Here is an 18415-nt window from a genome sequence, read left to right on the forward strand (position 1 = left end):
GATGCAAACATGATTCAAAAGCCCGCAAAAGATCGGATGTTTGGGTTCACGGAGCGGAGAAGACGTGGTCGCTGATGAGCCTGGCGCCCCCGATGACCCCCGCCGTGTCCCCCAACTCGGAGAGCACGATGGGGAGGTTTCCGGTCGCCAGGGGCAGCGACCTCCGGTACACGACACTCCTGATCTCCGCGAGTAGTACATGGCCCAGACGGGCCACTCCTCCCGCGACGATCACTAGGCCCGGATTGAAGAAGCTGACGAGGCTCGCGAGCACCTGTCCGGCCTGGCGGCCCCCGTCGCGGATGAGCTGGATCGCGGCCGGGTCGCCGAGCGTCGCGGCGGCGGCCACGTCCTCGGCGGAGAGCCTTCCCACCGAGGCGAGGCGTTCGGAGAGGTACGCCGACCGCGGCGCGATCCTGACCGCCTCCCTCGCGAGCGCCGCGCCGCCGAAGTAGGCCTCAAGGCACCCGGTGTTGCCGCAGGTGCAGGTCGGCCCCTGGTCGTCGACCCGCATGTGGCCGATGTCGCCGGCGCTGCCTGAGACACCCCGGTAGATCTTGCCGTCGACCACGATGCCGCAGCCGATGCCGGTGCCGATCTTTATGAGCAGGAAGTCGTCGACCTGCTTCGCGAGCCCGGCGTGCAGTTCGCCCAGCGCCATGAGGTTGACGTCGTTGTCGACCATGGCGGGGCAGCCGAGCTCCTGGCTGAGCGCCTCCCTGATCGGGTAGCGGTCCCAGCCGGGCATTATGGGCGGTGCCACGGGGACCCCCTCCCGGAAGCTCACAGGGCCGGGCACTCCGATTCCGACGCCGTGGAGCTGGGCGTACAGGCCCTGCTCGCGCAGCTTGCCGAGGAGTTCCATCGCCCGGTCGAGGACCGCGGCCGGTCCGATGCGGACGTCGCAGGGCTCGCTGACGTGGCCGAGCACCTCCAGCTCGCCGTTGGTGACCGCGACGTCGACCGAGGTGGCGCCGATGTCGATGCCGACGAACCTCATGTGGGGCGACAGCCGGACCATGCCGGACCGTCTTCCTCCGCGGGACGCGGCCAGCCCGGCCTGTTCGACCAGGCCCATCTCGATCAGGCGGTCGAGCTCCAGGTTGAGCTTCGAGCGGGACAGCTCGACGACGTCCCCGAGCTCCGCTCGCGACCGGCCGCCGTCTCGCAGCAGGCGCAGCAGGGTCGCCTGGTGGACGTTGTCAGGCCGTACGGGCATGCGCTTCACAGAGCCTCCGGGATCGGAGTGATGTGAGGCCGAAGCTAGTTCACTTCCGCTGCTTCGGGAAGCCCTTTTAGATGACAATTCATAACTTTCGCCGTTATAAACGAAAGCCGGTGGCGCAACTCACCCACATACGCGAACCGCATGATCATCGCGGAGCCGCGCCGGGCTGCGATGATCATGCGGTTACGGGGGCGTTCCGCCGGAAGGTCTCCGGTGGGACCACCGGGCCGTCAGGGGGTCAGAGCATGGCCTTCATGGAGGCACTGGCCTGCTCGCCGAGGGTGGTCGGCTGGACGTAGGGCTGCTCGGTGAGGATGGCGTCCCAGTTGTCGCGGATCGCCTCGATGGTCAGGTCGTCGGTGCGCCACCCCGGCCCCTCGGCCACGAACACGCGGGCGACGCGCCCCGCGCCGACGCTGAAGACCTCGCCGGAGGTCTCACAGCTCTCGTGCGCGAGGAAGGCGACCAGCGGGCTCACCCTGCCGGGGGTGAACCTCTCCTCGAACTCCGCGGGGAGCAGGGCCTCGGTCATCCGGGTCCAGGCGATCGGCGCGATGGCGTTGGCCTTGATGCCGGCGCGGGCGCCCTCGATGCCGAGGGTCTTGGTCAGGCCCACCAGCCCCATCTTCGCCGTGGAGTAGTTGGCCTGGCCGAAGTTGCCGAACAGCCCGGCGGGCGAGGAGGTGTTGACGATGCGCCCGTAGCGCTGCTCCTTCATGTGCGGGAACGCCGCGCGGCTGACCAGGAAGGACCCCCGGACGTGCACGGCCAGCACGGCGTCGAACTCCTCGACGGTCATCTTGCCGAAGGACTTGTCGCGCAGGATGCCGGCGTTGTTGACCAGGATGTCCACGCGGCCGAACGCGTCGCGGGCGCCCTGGATGATCGCCTCGGCGCCCTCGGGCGTCGCGACATTGTTCGCGTCCGCCACCGCCTCGCCGCCGTTCTTGACGATCAGCTCCACGACGTCGGCCGCGGGCCCCCTGGAGGCTCCGGCGCCGTCGAGCGACCCGCCGACGTCGTTGACGACGACCTTCGCGCCACGCTCGGCGAGCAGGAGCGCGTGCGACCGGCCGAGCCCCTGTCCGGCGCCGGTGACGACCGCGACCTTCCCGTCGAACCTGAGTTCTGGCATGCCGCCCACCCTTCGAGGAGAATAAGATTCTAGTGATCACACAATAGCTCGCGGCGCCCTCCGCACCCAGGCCCGGTTCGGGGACACGCCGTGTGACGTTGCGGATAGTGATCAGAAGAGTTGTATTCTGCTATAGTTTCCGCCTCGCATGGGCGTGGGTCAGCGTCGACCCCTATCTCTGCACGGCCCCGCCCGGAACCCGGGCTGGAGGCCCCGCATGCCCGCACAGCCGCCCCTCCGCGTGGTCCAGTGGGCCACGGGGGCCGTCGGAAGCTATGCGCTCCGCAGCGTCATCACCCGTCCCGAGTTCGAGCTCTCCGCCGTGCTCGTCTACGACCCCGACAAGGTCGGGCTGGACGCCGGGGCACTGGTCGGGCTGCCCGAGACGGGCATCCTTTGCGTCGACGACTTCGACGGCGTCATCGCGGCCGAGGCCGACTGCGTCCTGCACATGCCGCTCCCCGCCGCCTACTTCGGCGGCGACTACGCGGCCGACCTGGAGACGGTCTGCGCGCTCCTGGCCGCCGGCAAGAACGTCATCACCACCACGGGCTTCATCTACCCGCAGGTGTACGGCCCCGCGGTGGTCGATCGCCTGGAGGCCGCCTGTCTGGCCGGCGGCACCTCGGTGTACGGCACCGGGATCAACCCGGGGTTCATGAGCGACCTGCTGCCGCTGACCCTCACCGGGCTGTCCTCTCGGCTCGACCACATCTACGTCCGCGAGTCGTCCGACTTCCTCGGCCATCCCTCGCGGCAGATCGTCATGGACCTCATCGGGTTCGGCCGCGCCCCGAAGGACTACGCCGTGGCCGTGCGCCCGTTCAGGAACGTCCAGCGGGCGCTGTTCTCCGAGAGCGTCCAGCTCGTCGCGAGCGCGCTCGACGTCAGGCTGGACGAGGTCGAGGAGACCGACGAGTACGAGCTGGCGACCGAGGAGTTCGAGATCGCCGCGGGCGTCGTACGGCCCGGCACGGTCTGCGCCTCGCGGTGGATCTTCTCCGGGCTCATCAAGGGCAGGCCGTTCATGACGGTGGAGTGCGTCTACAAGGCCGACGCCGCCAAGGTGGAGCGGTGGCCCGCGCCGGGCTTCGCCATCCACATCGAGGGCCGGCCGCAGATGATGATCACGATCGACGAGGTGTCCCACGGGCTGGCGGGCGCCGCGGCGCACGCCGTGAACTCCATCGCCTCGGTGTGCGCGGCGCCGCCCGGCATCCGCACCCTGCTCGACCTCCCCCTCGCCACGGGCCGCGGAGCCACCCGCCTGGCCTGATCGCCCGCGCGTCCGTACGGGCGGGCGTCACGAGAGGTGCTGGACGATCTCGGCGACCTGGGCCCTCTGGGCGGCGGCGAGCCGCCGCGCGAGGGCCACGGTCCCCCGGTCCTTGCCCTCGTCGCGCGCCTTCTCCGCGAGCCGGGCACCGTAGTCGGCGTGCCGGGCGAGCGTCGTCAGCCAGAGCCGGTCGAACTCCGGCCCCGACTTGCCCTTCAGAAGCAGGAGCTGGGCCGGGGACGTCATCCCGGGCATCTGGTGCTGGGGAGGGTTGTCCGGGTCCGGCACCGCGAACTCCCAGGCCCTCAGCGCGCGCGCCATCACCTCGATCTGGGGGGCCTCCTCGCCGATGATCCTCTCCGCCAGGCCCTTCACGTACCCGTCCTGGCTCCGCCCAGGGACGAGCCGCGCCAGCGTGATCGACTGGCGGTAGTGCAGGATCATCTCCCGCGAGAACAGCACGTCCGTCAGGTTGTACGGGATGTCGTAGGTCGCCGCCACCCGCACGGCGCGCCCGGGGGCCGAGGCGCACCCGGCGACCCCGGGAACGGCCAGCGCCGCGACGAGGCCAACGGCCGCGAGGTTCCCGCGCATCGGCTTCCCCTTCCCCCACGACGGCGTCCGGCGCGGGACCGGCCGGAGCGCGGAGGAGACCCGCGCTCCGTTCGTGCAGAGATACGCGCGTTTCTCCTATCGCGTTCAACCGCGCGGCGGGGAGGGGTCAGGAGTGCGGGGTGAAGCGGCCGAACCGGCCCTGGTGGTACAGCAGGGGACGGCCCGCCGTGTCTATCCCCGTGCCCGTCACCAGGCCGACGACCAGGATGTGGTCGCCGATCTCGACGGTCGTGTGCGGCGCGCAGACCAGATGGGCGGACACGCCGCTCAGCAGGGGCACGCCGCCGGGGCCCGGCCCCCACCTGGTCGGCTCGGCGAACCGGTCGACCCCCTTGCGCGCGAACCTGGACGCGAGCTCGGCCTGGTCACTGGCGAGGACGTTGACCGCGAAGCTCTCGGCCTGCCGCAGCCAGGGCCAGGTCGTGGACGACTGGTCGACGTAGAAGGAGACCAGGGGCGGGTTGAGGCTGACGGAGGAGAAGGAGGTCGCGGTCAGGCCGACCGGCACCCCGCCGGCCTGCGCCGTCACCACGACCACCCCGGCCGCGTGCACGGCGAGCGCCCGGCGGAAGCCCTCGTTGTCCACGGCCCGTTCGGAAAGTGTCTCGGTCATACCGTCGCGCCTTCCCTCAGCACGATCTGGGGCACCACCCGGTCCGCCCACCGGCCCAGCACCTCCTCAGGAGCGGCGATCTCGGATTCGAGCAGCGCCAGGCCGGGGGTCGGTACGTTCGCGCCCAGCTCCACGAGGAGCGGCCGCAGGTGGGTCTCGACCGCCAGGGCGTGCCGCGCGTCGCCCATCACCAGCACGGGCAGCGCCACGGTCCCGGCCAGTGCCTGGGACGGCAGCCGGTCGAGGAAGACCTTCAGCAGGCCGGTGTAGGTGCCCTTGTACGTGGGGCTGGCCACCAGCAGGACCTTCGCGTCCGCGACCAGCTGGAGGGCCTCCTGGACCTCGGACGGAGGCTTCGGGGCCAGCAGGACCGTGGCCAGGGCGGCCAGGTCCACCACATCTCGCTTTCCTGGGTAGTCGAGGCGCTCTGCCACCAGCCCGGCCGCGTGCTCCGCCGCCGTCCGCGTACGTGACCCTTCCCGCGGATTGCCCACCAACGTGACGAAACTCATCTGTCGCTCACCACTCTTCTCCCGGTTCCCGCGACGGCACCGGCCGCGTCGAGCCGATGCGAGGAGGTGCTCAGAGATTGCCGTTGTCAGCTCGTGCGGCGACACTGCGCACTGGTGACGTGGCCGAAGTCCACGTGCGCGCGCCTGGTCAGGGGGATCTGGCTCATGCTCGAGAACCTACGTAGACCAAACCGTAATGTCAATATTCCCTACTGGTTTTCCCTGAAATACTAAATGTCCGGATACCAGAGGTCGGGCTCCCCCGCCACGCGGCGCAGCCGGCCCCGCGCCTCCAGGTAGACCAGGTGGGCGAGGGTCTCGTTGGTGGCGGCCCTCCGCATGTGGGCCGGGATGGTGTCCCAGGGCCGCGACCAGGTCAGCCGGGTCGTGATGTCCCAGCAGTGGGCCCCGTCCGCGCCCGCCACCGCCGACTCGATCTCCGCGAGCCGCTTGGCGTGGTGGGCCATGACGTAGTCCACCCGGTCGGCCAGCTCCAGGAAGCGGTACTCATGGGCGGGCAGCACCTCGTCCACCTCGAAGTCCCTGACGGCCGCCAGGGCGTCGAGGTAGTCGGACAGCGGGTCGGGCGCCGACTGCGGGTGGACGGCCACGATCGGGGTGATCCTCGCCAGCACGTGGTCCCCGGAGAACAGCACCCGCCGCGAGGGTGACACGAAACACAGGTGCCCGGGCGAGTGGCCGGGGGTCCAGACGGCCCGCAGGTCCCAGCCGGGCAGGTCCAGCGTGGCGCCGTCCTCGATCAGCCGGTCGGGCGCGGCCATCGTCACGTAGTGCCGGATCATCCTCGACGCCCCGCTCAGCTCGTCCAGCGTGAGCGGCGGCACGCCCGAGCGGGCCAGCAGCGCCCGCTCGCGCGCGACCAGCGCGTCGATCGCCGACTCGTCGTAGCGGTCGTGCACCAGCGCCGCGTCCGCCGGGTGCAGGCCGATCCACGCGCCCGACGCCTCGCGCACCCGTCCCGCGAGGCCGTAGTGGTCGGGGTGGATGTGGGTCACCAGCACCGCTCGCACGTCGGTGATCGCGTATCCGGCCACGGCCAGCCCGTCGACCAGGGCGGTGTAGGCCTCCTCGGTGTTCCAGCCCGCGTCGATGATCGCCACGCCGCCGGGCAGCTCCAGGGCGTAGACGAGGACGTACCTCAGCGGGTTGATCGGGATGGGCACCGGGATCGACCACAGCCCCGGGCGCACCTGCTCGACCTTCGGCATGGCCCCGCTCTTCCAGGCGTCCCGTTGCTCCTCGCTCGCCGGCGTGGCCCTCCTGCCGCGCTCGGCCGCCTTGCCGTCCGCGGCCTTGGCCTGTGCCTGTGCGGCCCGCACGTCCGGTGTCGCCTCGTTCATGGCCGGTCCCGCCCCTGATCGCTCATGCCCGCGCTCCCTTCGGCCTTCGACGCCACGATTGTGCCCCGGCCACCGAACGATGTTCTACTCGGGGGGTGTCCCAGCGGCCGGCAGCCGCAAGTAGAGCAGGGCGGACACGAGCACGACGGCGGCGGCGGACCACCAGGCCGCGGCCGTTCCGGCCCGGGACGCCAGCAGCCCGAGGCCCAGCGAGAAGACCACCCCGCCGAACTGCAGCTGCAGCGAGTCGACGGACATCAGCGTGGCACGCTGCGAGGAGCCGACCCTCCGGTGCATCATCTCCACGCGCAGCAGCCCGGCGACCCCCATGGCCGCGAACATCACCACATAGGAGGCGCCCGCGGCTGCCACACCCCAGACTCCGGTCAACACGGTCGTGGCCGCCAGGGTCCCCAACGCGGCGGCTCCGACCCCCGTGCCCGCCACGGCCGCCGGGACCGATCCTTTGAGCAGCCGCGCCACCCACGGGGCCGACCAGGACCCGAAACCGCTGGCGGCGAACCCGGCGGAGGCGACCAGGGCGTACACCGAGCTGGCGGACTCCGCCCCTCCGGTCAGCGAGGCGAGCCTCCCCGGTGTCAGCACCTCGATCGAGTAGAGCCCCGCCCCTATCGCGAAGGACACCAGGAGCAGCCGGCTGAGCGCCCGGTCCCGGAGCCCCAGCCGGAGCCCGGCCCCGATGGTGACCGGAACGTCACGCATGACCGACCCGATCGTGGGACGCGGATAGGGCGGCTCGGGCATGGCGACGAGGACGACGACGAACAGCACGGCCGCCGCGACCGCCGCGGCGATCATCGGTGTGACCAGGCCACCGGGCAGCACGAGCGGCATGAAGCCGCCGGTCAGCGTGGCCAGGCAGAGCGACAGCGACCCCATGGCCTCTCCCCTGGCCAGGCCGGGCTTGAGATCCGCCTCCGCTCCCCGCGCGGCGTGCAGCATGTCGACATACCAGGCCTGGGCGGGCCCGCTGGACAGCGCACGGGCGACCCCCTTGAGCACCGAGGCCACCATGAACAGCCAGACCGAGGTGGCCACGGCCAGCAGCGCCAGCCCGGCGACGCTGAAGAGTGCGGAGACGGCGAGAAGCACCCGCCGCCCGAGGACGTCGGCGAGGCCGCCGGTGGGGAGCTCAAGGGCCACGACGACGATCGCCTGGACGGAGATCACCATCCCCACCTGCGCGAGGTCCAGGCCCCGCGAGGTCATGAGCAAGATCATCGATGCCATCATCAGGCCCGGCGGAAACCATGTCAGGAAGCTGATGAGCCCGTAGCGCCGCAGCGCCGAACGAGGGGCGAGGACATGGGCGCCGCCGTCGGCGGCGGGCAAGGGGAGGGCATCGAGGCGAGGCAGGGATCCGGTGGTGCCGGCCGCCCTGGAAGCGTCGTCCGCCCTGGAAGCGTCGTCCGGCGGGCTGGAGGCGCGACCGGACCGGCCCGCGTGGTGGGGAGCTCTCATCGGCCGTACCCCCTGGTCGGGAAGGCCGCCAGGTGCAGCGAGACCCTCTGCGCGTCGGGGCCACCCGCGTCGTTCGCCTCCATCTCGCGGATCAGGGCCGAGAAGCGCTCGTACAGGAGTTTGACCGACGCGGGGGTGAGCCGGGCGATGTCGTCGGCCATGCCGGCCGCGTCCACCCAGGCCGGGCCCCAGGACTCCCGCTCGCTCTCGAACCGCTCGCGGTCGTTGACCAGGACCTCGATCTGCCGGTTGCGCATGAACCGGGCCGCCTCCCGGCCTTCAGGGCTGCCGCCCAGCTCCAGCTCGCTCCACGACGTGTAGCTGTGGACGGACCGCCAGCGGCGCTCCCGCGCGTCGCGCTGCTCGGGGTCCTGCTCGACGAAGCCGTATCTGGCGAGCTGCCGCAGGTGGTAGCTCGTGGAGCCGGAGCTCTCGCCGAACCTGGCGGCCAGCTCGGTGGCGGTCGCCGGCCCGTCGAGGCGGAGGGCGCCGAGCAACCGCACCCGCAGCGGATGCGCCACGGCCTTCAGCGCCTGGGGATCGCTCACACGGTACGTATCCGGAGATTCGCTCATATGACAAAGATAGCTTTGCAAAGTTTCGTTTGCAAAGGTTCGTTTGGGATCCCGGAGATGAAACTTTCATGCCGGGAGCGACCCCCGGAACCCCTCGCGGCCACGGCGACGGGCGCAAGCCGTACCGGGAGGACCTGACCGCGCACGCGGGTCGCGATCATCCATTGACGGGCACGTGACCCGTTGGAACCATGCGGGGACCGTTGTCTGGGAGCGCTCCCATGCAGCGCTCCAATCCATGACTTCCTGGGGAAATCGCGTGATCAGACCATCCCGGCGGTGGGCGGCCTCGCTCGCCGTCACCGCGGCGGCCACGCTGGCCGCGTCCGCTCTGTCCGCCCCGGCCGCACGCGCGTCCGGTACGAATACCGCCATCCCGGCCGCGAGCACGCTCGCGGAGGGCCCCGAGCAGATCGTCAACGGGACCTTCGACAGCGGCGGCGACCCCTGGTGGCACACCGCCAACCTGACCTTCGACACCAGCGGCGGGCGACTGTGCGCCGACGTCCCCGGCGGCACCGTCAACCCGTGGGACGCCATCATCGGCCAGGACGGCATTCCCCTGGTCAAGGACGAGACCTACGCCTTCAGCCTGTACGGCTCCGCCACCCCGGCGAAGGTCGGACGGGCGCTGGTCCAGCTCCCCGTCGACCCGTACACGGCCTACCTGACCGCCAACCCCGAGCTCGGCCCGGACGGCGCCACCTACTCGTACACGTTCACCTCGCCGGTGGATCTGCCGAACGCCCAGGTGGTGTTCCAGATCGGCGGCAGCGCCACGCCGTGGCGGTTCTGCGTGGACGACATCTCGCTCAAGGGCGGGGCCGAGCGCGAGGTCTACAAGCCCGACACCGGCCCGAGGGTCCGCGTGAACCAGGTGGCCTACCTGCCCAAGGGCCCGAAGAACGCGACCGTGGTGACCGACGCCACGACCGCGCTGCCCTGGCAGCTGAAGGACGGCGGCGGCCACGTGGTCGCCTCCGGGAGCACCAGGCCGCGCGGCGTGGACGCCAGCTCCGGGCAGAACGTCCACTCGATCGACTTCGGGTCGTACACCAAGGCGGGCACCGGCTACACGCTCTCGGCGGACGGCGAGACCAGCCGCCCGTTCGACATCGGCGCGACCGCCTACGAGCAGCTCGGCACCGACGCCCTGAAGTTCTACTACCCGCAGCGCAGCGGAATCTCGATCCTCGACGGCCTGCGGCCGGGATACGCGAGGCCCGCCGGCCACGTCGGGGTCGCGCCGAACCAGGGCGACACGAACGTGCCCTGCCAGCCGGGGGTCTGCGACTACTCCCTCGACGTCTCAGGCGGCTGGTACGACGCGGGCGACCACGGGAAGTACGTGGTGAACGGTGGCATCTCGGTCGCCCAGCTCATGGGCGAGTACGAGCGCACCAAGAACGCCGCGACGGCCAAGCCGCTGACCGACGGCACGCTGACCATTCCCGAGAGCGGCAACGGCGTCCCCGACATCCTCGACGAGGCCCGCTGGGAGCAGGAGTTCCTGCTCAAGATGCAGGTCCCCGACGGCAAGCCGTTCGCGGGCATGGCGCACCACAAGATCCACGACGAGAACTGGACCGGCCTGCCGCTGCTCCCCCACCTGGACGCCCAGAAGCGCCAGCTGCACCCGGTCTCCACGGCCGCGACGCTCAACCTCGCCGCCACCGCCGCCCAGGCCTCCAGGCTGTACGCCCCCTACGACGCGGCGTTCGCGGCCAGGAACCTGACCGCCGCCCGCAAGGCCTGGGCCGCCGCCAAGGCCAACCCCGCCAAGCTCGCCTCCCCCGCGGACGGCACCGGCGGCGGCACCTACGACGACGCCGACGTCAGCGACGAGTTCTACTGGGCCGCCGCCGAGCTCTACATCACCACCGGTGAGAAGGAGTTCAAGGACTACGTGCTGGCCTCGCCGCAGCACACGGCCGACATCTGGGGACCGCGCGGCTTCGACTGGGGCCACGTGGCCCAGCTCGGCCGCCTCGACCTCGCGACCGTGCCGAACGCCCTGCCCGGCCGCGACCAGGTGCGGCAGTCGGTGGTCCAGGGGGCGGAGAAGTACCTCGCGACGCTGGCCGCGCACCCGTACGGCGTGCCCTACGACCCGCCGACCTACGACTGGGGCTCCAACAACCTGGTGCTCAACAACATGGTCGTCATGGCCGCGGCGTACGACATCACCGGCACACAGAAGTACCGCGACGGGGTGCTCCAGGGCATCGACTACATCTTCGGCCGCAACGCCCTGAACCAGTCGTACGTCACCGGCTACGGCGAGGTGGCCTCGCACAACCAGCACAGCCGGTGGTACTCCCACCAGCTCGACGCCACCCTGCCGAACCCGCCCAAGGGCACCCTCGCGGGCGGCCCCAACTCCGGTGTCCAGGACCCGGTGGCCGCCGAGAAGCTCAAGGACTGCAAGCCGCAGTTCTGCTACATCGACGACATCAACTCCTGGGCGACCAACGAGCTGACGATCAACTGGAACTCGCCGCTGTCGTGGATCTCGGCGTTCGTCGCCGGCCAGGGCGACGGCACGGTGAAGGCCCCAGGCAAGTGCCATGTGACGTACACGACGCACGGGGAGTGGCCCGCCGGGTTCACCACCCAGGTGACGGTCAAGAACACCGGTACGGCCACGATCGACGGCTGGACGCTGAAGTGGGCCTTCCTCGGCGGCCAGAAGACCGACGGCTTCTGGAGCGCCGACCTCGCCCAGAGCGGTGCGACGGTGACCGCGAGGAACCTCGACTGGAACGCCAAGATCAAGCCGGGACAGTCGGTGACGTTCGGCTTCAACGGCAAGAGCGCTCCCGGCGCCAACCCGGCGCCCGAGCTGTTCACCCTCAACGGCGCCGCCTGCGCCTGAGCACGTGAGGAGACAGGGGCCGGCCACCGGGGCGTGGCCGGCCCGCGCCGTGCTCTTGGGGCCCGGAGCCCCGGTTAGGGTATGCGGCATGATCGAAGGCATCTGGATCGACAAGGCGGTCACCGACCTGCGGCCGGACTTCAGGGTGCTGGTCATCGGCGCGTACGGCCTGCGCAACGGGCCCTCCGACGACCACTCCCGAGGTTGGCTGGCCGAGGCGGCGGCGCGGGCCGCGCGGCCCGACGACGAGAAGATCGTCGCCTGGCAGGACGCCTACCGCTCGTTCGGCGCCAAGCCCCAGCGCACCCGCCCGTCGGTGGACGCCCTGGTGCGCCGGATGCCGCCTCCCGAGATCAACCTCGTCGTGGACGCGTACAACGCCGTCAGCATCCGCCACGCGCTGCCCATCGGCGGCGAGGACCTCGCGCACTACGAGGGCACGGCCAGGCTCGTGCGCGCGGCCGGCGACGAGCCGTTCGACGCGATCGAGAAGGGCGAGACGGTCATCGACCACCCCGAGATCGGCGAGGTGGTCTGGCGGGACGACCGGGGGATCACCTGCCGCAGGTGGAACTGGCGCCAGTGCGTCCGCACCCGCATCACCGAGGACACCGTGGACGCGCTCTTCCTTCTCGAACGGCTCGCGCCGATGTCGCTGGAGGAGCTCTCGGCGGCCGGAGACGAGCTGGCCGGTCTGCTCAGGGAGATCAGCCCCGAGGTCCGCGTCGAGGCGCGCCTGGTGGGCCCGGCAGAGTAGGCGGCCGCGGGTAAGCATGCCCTCACCCCCCGGAAGGGCTACCCGGGCGTGACCAGTTTGAACGGTCCTGGGATGATCGGGCGGTGAGCCCGGCCGAGACCGCACACGCCACTTATTTGGGCGAGTAGCCTTGGACAGGTTCTCTAATCAACAACGCCGATCTGCGGAAGAGGGCGATTTCCGCCGTGTCGTCTGAGTCGTCGCGGACAAACCCACTCACCAACTTTGGACAGAACGAGTGGCTTGTCGACGAGCTGTACCAGAAGTATCTCCAGGACCCGGAGTCTGTCGACCGTGCCTGGTGGAACTTCTTCGCTGACTACAACCCCGAGTCCGGCACGAGCCGCACGCAGGCGCCGGGGGGGTCCAACGGCGCGACGGCAGACGCCGCCGCGGGGACCACCACGGCGCAGGCGCCCAAGCTGGCTCCACCGGCGAAGGCCGCACCCAAGGCCGCCAAGGCGACGACTCCGGCACCGAGCTCGCAGGCCGTGAAGGCCAAGCCCGCCGCGGCCGCCCCCTCGGGCGCCGAGGAGGTGCGCCTGCGCGGCGCCGCCGCGCGCACGGCGGCCAACATGGATCTCAGCCTGGCGGTCCCCACGGCCACCAGCGTGCGCGTGGTCCCGGCGAAACTGCTCATCGACAACCGCATCGTGATCAACAACCATCTGTCGCGCGGTCGCGGCGGCAAGGTGTCGTTCACCCACCTCATCGGGTACGCGATCGTCAAGGCGCTCGCCTCGATGCCGGACATGAACTACTCCTACGCCGAGATCGACGGCAAGCCGACCCTGGTCAAGCCCGAGCACGTGGGCCTCGGCCTCGCGATCGACGTGCAGAAGAGCGACGGCACCCGTCAGCTCCTCGTGCCGTCGATCAAGGGCGCCGAGTCGATGGACTTCCGCCAGTTCTGGACGGCCTACGAGGACATCGTCCGCAAGGCCCGGGGCGGCAAGCTCGGTGTCGACGACTTCGCCGGCACCACCATCAGCCTCACCAACCCCGGAACGATCGGCACCGTGCACTCGGTCCCGCGCCTCATGCAGGGGCAGGGCACGATCATCGGCGTCGGCGCGATGGAGTACCCCGCCGAGTACCAGGGCGCCTCCACCGAGACGCTCAACCGGCTCGCGGTGAGCAAGGTCATGACGCTCACGAGCACCTATGACCACCGCATCATCCAGGGCGCCCAGTCCGGTGACTTCCTCCGCCGCATCCACCAGCTCCTGCTGGGCGAGGAGGGTTTCTACGACGAGATCTTCCAGGCGCTGCGCATCCCCTACGAGCCGGTCCGCTGGGTCAAGGACATCTCGGCCACCCACGACGACGACGTGGCCAAGTCGGCCCGCGTCATCGAGCTGGTCCACGCCTACCGCGTGCGCGGCCACCTCATGGCCGACACCGACCCGCTGGAGTACAACCAGCGCAAGCACCCCGACCTCGACATCAAGTCCCACGGCCTCACCTTGTGGGACCTCGAGCGCGAGTTCGCCACGGGCGGCTTCGGCGGCAAGCCGCTGATGAAGCTCCGCGACATCCTCGGCGTGCTGCGCGACTCCTACTGCCGCACGGTCGGCATCGAGTACATGCACATCCAGAACCCCGAGGAGCGGGCCTGGATCCAGTCGCGGGTCGAGAAGCCGCACGCCCGGCCGAGCCGGGAGGAGCAGCTCCACATCCTGCGCCGCCTCAACACCTCCGAGGCGTTCGAGACGTTCCTGCAGACCAAGTACGTCGGGCAGAAGCGCTTCTCGCTGGAGGGCGGCGAGTCGCTGATCCCGCTGCTCGACTCGGTGATCAGCGCGGCGGCCGACGAGCAGCTCGACGAGGTCGTGATCGGCATGGCCCACCGCGGCCGGCTGAACGTCCTCGCCAACATCGTCGGCAAGTCGTACGCCCAGGTGTTCGGCGAGTTCGAGGGCAACCTCGACCCGCGCAGCGCCCACGGCTCCGGTGACGTGAAGTACCACCTCGGCGCCTCGGGCGACTTCACCGCCCCCGGCGGCAACATGATCGCCACGTCGGTCGTGGCCAACCCCTCGCACCTCGAGGCGGTCGACCCGGTCCTCGAAGGCGTCGTCCGCGCCAAGCAGGACCTGCTGGAGCGCGGCGAGGAGGGCTTCACCGTCCTTCCCGTGCTGGTGCACGGCGACGCGGCCTTCGCGGGCCAGGGCGTGGTGGCCGAGACGCTGCACCTCTCGCAGCTTCGCGGCTACCGCACCGGTGGCACGGTGCACGTCGTGGTCAACAACCAGGTCGGCTTCACCACCTCGCCGGCCTCCTCGCGGTCCAGCGTGTACGCCACGGACGTCGCCCGCATGATCCAGGCGCCGATCTTCCACGTCAACGGCGACGACCCTGAGGCCGTCGTGCGGGTGGGCCGGCTGGCGTACGAGTACCGCCAGACGTTCCGCAAGGACGTCGTGATCGACCTGGTCTGCTACCGCCGCCGCGGCCACAACGAGACCGACAACCCGAGCTTCACCCAGCCGCTGATGTACGACCTGATCGACGCCAAGCGGTCCATCAGGAAGCTCTACACCGAGGCGCTCATCGGCCGTGGCGACATCACGGTCGACGAGGCCGAGCAGGCGCTGCGCGACTACCAGGAGCAGCTCGAGCGGGCCTTCACCGAGACCCGCGAGGCCGGCAAGAAGCCTCTGGAGCCCGGTGCGGTCGTCAAGCCGGCGCCGGACGAGGTGGTGCCGTGGTCGCACGACGACACCCCGTCCGCCATCACCGAGGAGACGGTCAAGCGGGTCGTCGAGACCCAGCTCAACCTGCCGGAGGGCTTCACGGTCCACCCGCGCCTCTCCCCGCTGCTGCAGCGCCGGGGCCAGATGGTCACCGAGGACTCCATCGACTGGGCCATGGGCGAGGCCCTGGCCTTCGGCTCCCTGCTGATCGACGGCCACCCGGTCCGCCTCGTCGGGCAGGACTCCCGCCGCGGCACCTTCGGCCAGCGGCATGCCGTGCTGGTCGACCGGGTCACCGGTGAGGACCACACGCCGCTGAAGTCGTTCAACGAGGGCACCACGAAGTTCTACGTCTACGACTCCCTGCTGTCGGAGTTCGCGGCGATGGGCTTCGAGTACGGCTACAGCGTCGTGCGCCCGGACGCCCTGGTCGCCTGGGAGGCGCAGTTCGGCGACTTCGCCAACGGCGCCCAGTCGATCATCGATGAGTTCATCTCGGCGGGCGAGCAGAAGTGGGGCCAGCGCTCGTCCCTGGTCCTGCTGCTGCCGCACGGCTACGAAGGCCAGGGTCCCGACCACTCCTCCGCCCGCATCGAGCGGTTCCTGCAGATGTGCGCGCTGGACAACATGACCGTGGCCCAGCCGACCACCCCGGCGAACTACTTCCACCTGCTGCGCTGGCAGGTGCTGTCGGGCCGCCACAAGCCGCTGATCATCTTCACGCCGAAGTCCCTGCTGCGGCTCAGGGCCGCGGCCTCGGCCACCGCCGAGTTCACCTCCGGCGCGTTCCGCCCGGTGATCGGCGACTCGACCGTCGACCCGTCGAACGTCCGGCGCGTGGTGCTCTGCTCCGGCAGGGTCTACTACGACCTGGCGTCCGCCCGGGACAAGCAGGAGCGCACCGACGTGGCGGTCGTGCGGCTGGAGCGGCTCTACCCGTTCCCGGCCGAGGAGCTGCGGGCCGAGCTCTCCCGCTACAGCCCGGACGCCGAGCTGGTCTGGGCGCAGGACGAGCCGATCAACATGGGCCCGTGGCCGTACCTCGCCCTGAAGCTCACCGAGGACCCCGACGTGCTCGGGGGTCGTGGCCTGCGCCGGGTGTCGCGCCCGGCCAACTCGTCGCCCGCGGTCGGCTCGCACGCCGCCCACGACGCCGAGCTGGAGCAGATCACCACCGCCTGCCTCGGCTAGCAGCGGTTTCCCGTAGGAAGGAAGTCCCCCACAGGATGGTTCTGTGGGGGACTTCCTCATATGTCCTGTTATGTCATGGAGATGTGATGTATTTCACTGATAAGGGAATCGAAGAGCTCGTCGAGCGCCGGGGCGAGGAGGAGGTCGGCATGGTATGGCTGGCCGAGCGCCTTCGCGAGTTCGTCGACCTGAACCCCGAGTTCGAGACGCCCGTGGAGCGCCTCGCCACCTGGCTCGCCCGGCTCGACGACCAGGACGACGACTGATCCACCTACGGCGCTCTATCATCGGCATAGAAACGCGATACATCTTGACTTCTGGCAAACGCGATATATCGTGTCTTATGCAAGATAGTCGATAAGCGCCGTCGAAGGGCCAGATCATGCCCAAATGGACCATCGAGAAGCCCGAGAAGCTGACGTTCGACGCGGTGAGCTCGCTGAGCGTGCGCATCGTGGCCGGCCGCCTGGCCGTGCTGGCGAGCGACGGGCCACCGACCTTGGAAGTCAGCGACATCGGGACACCCCCGCTCATGGTCGAGCAGGACGAAAACGGCCGCCTCACGGTGGCGTACAAGGACCTGACCTGGGACGGCATCCTCGGCTGGCTGCGGCCCGGGCGCCGCGAGACCACACTGACGCTGACGGTCCCGAAGGACTGCCCGGTACAGGCGGGCGTGATCTCCGCCTCGGCCGTGGTCGCCGGCTTCGAGAGGCACACCAACGTCAAGAGCGTGTCCGGCGAGATCGTGCTCGACGGGGTCAGCGGCGAGATCGAGGCCGAGACGGTGTCCGGCGCCGTCGAGAGCAGAGGCCTCGCCGGAGACCTCTCGTTCACCAGCGTGGCGGGCGAGCTGACCGTCGCGGGCGGCACCCCGCGGCGCCTGCGCGCCAACACGGTGTCCGGCCGCATCACCGCCGACCTGGAGCTGCCGCCGACCGGTCACGTCACCCTGCACAGCGTGTCCGGCGCCATCGTCGTACGGCTGCCGCACTCGGTCGACACCGACGTGCACCTGCGCTCGACGTCGGGCAGGCTGAACACCGCCTTCTCCGGCCTGGAGAACTCCAGCCGCCCGGGGGTCAAGTCCGTCTCCGGCCGCATCGGCGGGGGGATGGCCTCCGTCTCGGCCACGACCGTGTCGGCCGACGTGACGCTTCTGAGGAGAGACCAGTGAGCCCGGTTTTCGCCCACGGAAGGCTCCGGCTGTACCTGCTGAAGCTGCTGGAGGAGAGCCCGCGGCACGGCTACGAGGTGATCCGGCTCCTGCAGGACCGCTTCCTCGGCGTGTACTCCCCCTCGCCCGGCACGATCTACCCCCGGCTGGCCCGGCTGGAGGAGGAGGGCCTGGTCACCCACGAGGTCGTGGAGGGCAAGAAGGTCTTCACGATCACCGACAGGGGCCGGGCCGAGCTGGAGGCCCGGATGGACGAGCTGGCCGAGCTGGAGCAGGAGATCTCCCAGTCGGTCCGCGACATCGCCCGCGAGGTCAAGGAGGACGTACGGGACACCGTGCGGTCCCTGCGCGACGAGCTCACCCAGGCGGCCCGTGACGTGCGGCAGGGCTCCAAGGAGGAGCAGCGCCAGGCCAAGGACGACTTCCGCGCCGCCAAGGACGACTACCGCCAGGCCTGGCGCGAGCAGAAGCAGGCGTGGCAGGAGCAGAAGCAGGAGTTCCAGCGCCAGAAGCAGGCCTGGAAGGAAGAGAGCCAGCGCTGGAAGCAGGACTGGCTCCGGGGCGTGTGGGGCGACACCTGGGAGGGCCGCGGCTCGCGTGACCGCGACACCGAGCTGGGGCAGATGCTGGCCGAGTTCGTCGAGGAGGTCCGTGGCGCGGCGGCGGCGTCCTCGGTGACCGAGGAGGCCCTGGCGACCGCCCACGACGCGCTCTACGAGGCCGCCACCCGCATCCGCTCCGCACTCCGATGATGATCCTTTACGGCTTCCGGCCGCCCCTGCTCCGGCTCGCCCCACGGCTCGGCGAGGAGTCCACCCCCCAGCTCGATCCCCAGCTCGCCCAGCGGCGCGGGCAGCAGCTCGACGCCGGAAGCCGGGGGGACGCGGCGGCGGCCGCCGGGCCGTAGCCGCCCATCCCCCCT

The 18415-nt window shown here is 70.4% G+C and carries 16 protein-coding genes; 8 read left to right on the top strand and 8 right to left on the bottom strand.

Annotated elements, in window-relative coordinates; all coding sequences use genetic code 11:
• Positions 1–46: 46 nt before the first annotated feature.
• Positions 47–1219: an ROK family protein gene (locus tag ACOZ38_RS39725; RefSeq protein ID WP_424537172.1), complete on the bottom strand. Its 1173-nt coding sequence runs from the start codon at positions 1217–1219 to the stop codon at positions 47–49.
• A gap of 247 nt (positions 1220–1466) precedes the next feature.
• Complete coding sequence (locus tag ACOZ38_RS39730) at positions 1467–2363, bottom strand: SDR family oxidoreductase (protein WP_424536066.1); 897 nt, start codon at positions 2361–2363, stop codon at positions 1467–1469.
• Positions 2364–2580: 217 nt separating this feature from the next.
• On the opposite strand from ACOZ38_RS39730, the gene ACOZ38_RS39735 reads away from it, so the two are divergent.
• On the top strand, positions 2581–3639 hold the full coding sequence (locus ACOZ38_RS39735) for a dihydrodipicolinate reductase (RefSeq protein ID WP_424536067.1): 1059 nt from the start codon (positions 2581–2583) through the stop codon (positions 3637–3639).
• A gap of 27 nt (positions 3640–3666) precedes the next feature.
• On the opposite strand, the gene ACOZ38_RS39740 is transcribed toward ACOZ38_RS39735, so the two are convergent.
• The 6 genes from ACOZ38_RS39740 to ACOZ38_RS39765 form a co-directional block, all read right to left on the bottom strand.
• A complete protein-coding gene (locus ACOZ38_RS39740) occupies positions 3667–4233 on the bottom strand; it encodes a DUF305 domain-containing protein (protein ID WP_424536068.1) in 567 nt (188 codons plus the stop codon).
• 127 nt (positions 4234–4360) lie between these two features.
• Positions 4361–4867 carry a flavin reductase family protein gene (locus ACOZ38_RS39745; RefSeq protein ID WP_424536069.1) on the bottom strand — a complete coding sequence of 169 codons (507 nt, stop codon included), beginning with the start codon at positions 4865–4867 and terminating at the stop codon, positions 4361–4363.
• A complete protein-coding gene (locus tag ACOZ38_RS39750; RefSeq protein WP_405141374.1) occupies positions 4864–5379 on the bottom strand; it encodes an NADPH-dependent FMN reductase in 516 nt (171 codons plus the stop codon). Before ACOZ38_RS39750 ends, ACOZ38_RS39745 begins: the two co-directional genes overlap by 4 nt.
• Positions 5380–5609: 230 nt before the next feature.
• Entirely contained in the window at positions 5610–6740 is a 1131-nt protein-coding gene (locus ACOZ38_RS39755) for an MBL fold metallo-hydrolase (protein ID WP_424536070.1), read from the bottom strand.
• A gap of 84 nt (positions 6741–6824) precedes the next feature.
• Positions 6825–8222: an MFS transporter gene (locus ACOZ38_RS39760; protein WP_424536071.1), complete on the bottom strand. Its 1398-nt coding sequence runs from the start codon at positions 8220–8222 to the stop codon at positions 6825–6827.
• Complete coding sequence (locus tag ACOZ38_RS39765; protein ID WP_424536072.1) at positions 8219–8770, bottom strand: winged helix-turn-helix domain-containing protein; 552 nt, start codon at positions 8768–8770, stop codon at positions 8219–8221. Before ACOZ38_RS39765 ends, ACOZ38_RS39760 begins: the two co-directional genes overlap by 4 nt.
• Positions 8771–9056: 286 nt before the next feature.
• Between ACOZ38_RS39765 and ACOZ38_RS39770 the strand changes: the two genes are divergently transcribed.
• From ACOZ38_RS39770 to ACOZ38_RS39800, 7 genes are all read left to right on the top strand, one after another.
• Entirely contained in the window at positions 9057–11672 is a 2616-nt protein-coding gene (locus tag ACOZ38_RS39770) for a glycoside hydrolase family 9 protein (protein ID WP_424536073.1), read from the top strand.
• Positions 11673–11760: 88 nt separating this feature from the next.
• Complete coding sequence (locus ACOZ38_RS39775) at positions 11761–12429, top strand: B3/B4 domain-containing protein (protein WP_424536074.1); 669 nt, start codon at positions 11761–11763, stop codon at positions 12427–12429.
• Positions 12430–12614: 185 nt separating this feature from the next.
• A complete protein-coding gene (locus tag ACOZ38_RS39780; protein ID WP_424536075.1) occupies positions 12615–16316 on the top strand; it encodes a multifunctional oxoglutarate decarboxylase/oxoglutarate dehydrogenase thiamine pyrophosphate-binding subunit/dihydrolipoyllysine-residue succinyltransferase subunit in 3702 nt (1233 codons plus the stop codon).
• An 86-nt stretch (positions 16317–16402) separates the two neighbouring features.
• Positions 16403–16582, top strand: a complete 180-nt coding sequence (locus ACOZ38_RS39785; protein ID WP_424536076.1) for a DUF6104 family protein — start codon at positions 16403–16405, stop codon at positions 16580–16582.
• Between the two features lie 116 nt (positions 16583–16698).
• Positions 16699–17493, top strand: coding sequence for a DUF4097 family beta strand repeat-containing protein (locus ACOZ38_RS39790; RefSeq protein WP_405141385.1), 795 nt, complete (start codon positions 16699–16701; stop codon positions 17491–17493).
• The gene (locus tag ACOZ38_RS39795; protein WP_424536077.1) at positions 17490–18245 is read left to right on the top strand and encodes a helix-turn-helix transcriptional regulator; all 756 of its coding nucleotides are present in this window, start codon (positions 17490–17492) and stop codon (positions 18243–18245) included. Before ACOZ38_RS39790 ends, ACOZ38_RS39795 begins: the two co-directional genes overlap by 4 nt.
• The gene (locus ACOZ38_RS39800) at positions 18242–18400 is read left to right on the top strand and encodes a hypothetical protein (protein WP_424536078.1); all 159 of its coding nucleotides are present in this window, start codon (positions 18242–18244) and stop codon (positions 18398–18400) included. Before ACOZ38_RS39795 ends, ACOZ38_RS39800 begins: the two co-directional genes overlap by 4 nt.
• Positions 18401–18415: the final 15 nt, after the last annotated feature.

Origin of the sequence: Sphaerisporangium viridialbum, from assembly GCF_049674955.1 — a bacterium.
Taxonomy (GTDB): domain Bacteria; phylum Actinomycetota; class Actinomycetes; order Streptosporangiales; family Streptosporangiaceae; genus Sphaerisporangium; species Sphaerisporangium viridialbum.

Excerpts from the sequence above, each read along its gene's own strand:
- ACOZ38_RS39730 (WP_424536066.1), bottom strand. The coding sequence starts at position 2,363 with ATGCCAGAACTCAGGTTCGACGGGAAGGTCGCGGTCGTCACCGGCGCC.
- ACOZ38_RS39800 (WP_424536078.1), top strand. The coding sequence starts at position 18,242 with ATGATGATCCTTTACGGCTTCCGGCCGCCCCTGCTCCGGCTCGCCCCA.
- ACOZ38_RS39735 (WP_424536067.1), top strand. The coding sequence starts at position 2,581 with ATGCCCGCACAGCCGCCCCTCCGCGTGGTCCAGTGGGCCACGGGGGCC.
- ACOZ38_RS39790 (WP_405141385.1), top strand. The coding sequence starts at position 16,699 with ATGCCCAAATGGACCATCGAGAAGCCCGAGAAGCTGACGTTCGACGCG.
- ACOZ38_RS39785 (WP_424536076.1), top strand. The coding sequence starts at position 16,403 with ATGTATTTCACTGATAAGGGAATCGAAGAGCTCGTCGAGCGCCGGGGC.
- ACOZ38_RS39750 (WP_405141374.1), bottom strand. The coding sequence starts at position 5,379 with ATGAGTTTCGTCACGTTGGTGGGCAATCCGCGGGAAGGGTCACGTACG.
- ACOZ38_RS39760 (WP_424536071.1), bottom strand. The coding sequence starts at position 8,222 with ATGAGAGCTCCCCACCACGCGGGCCGGTCCGGTCGCGCCTCCAGCCCG.
- ACOZ38_RS39725 (WP_424537172.1), bottom strand. The coding sequence starts at position 1,219 with ATGCCCGTACGGCCTGACAACGTCCACCAGGCGACCCTGCTGCGCCTG.
- ACOZ38_RS39755 (WP_424536070.1), bottom strand. The coding sequence starts at position 6,740 with ATGAACGAGGCGACACCGGACGTGCGGGCCGCACAGGCACAGGCCAAG.
- ACOZ38_RS39745 (WP_424536069.1), bottom strand. The coding sequence starts at position 4,867 with ATGACCGAGACACTTTCCGAACGGGCCGTGGACAACGAGGGCTTCCGC.
- ACOZ38_RS39775 (WP_424536074.1), top strand. The coding sequence starts at position 11,761 with ATGATCGAAGGCATCTGGATCGACAAGGCGGTCACCGACCTGCGGCCG.
- ACOZ38_RS39740 (WP_424536068.1), bottom strand. The coding sequence starts at position 4,233 with ATGCGCGGGAACCTCGCGGCCGTTGGCCTCGTCGCGGCGCTGGCCGTT.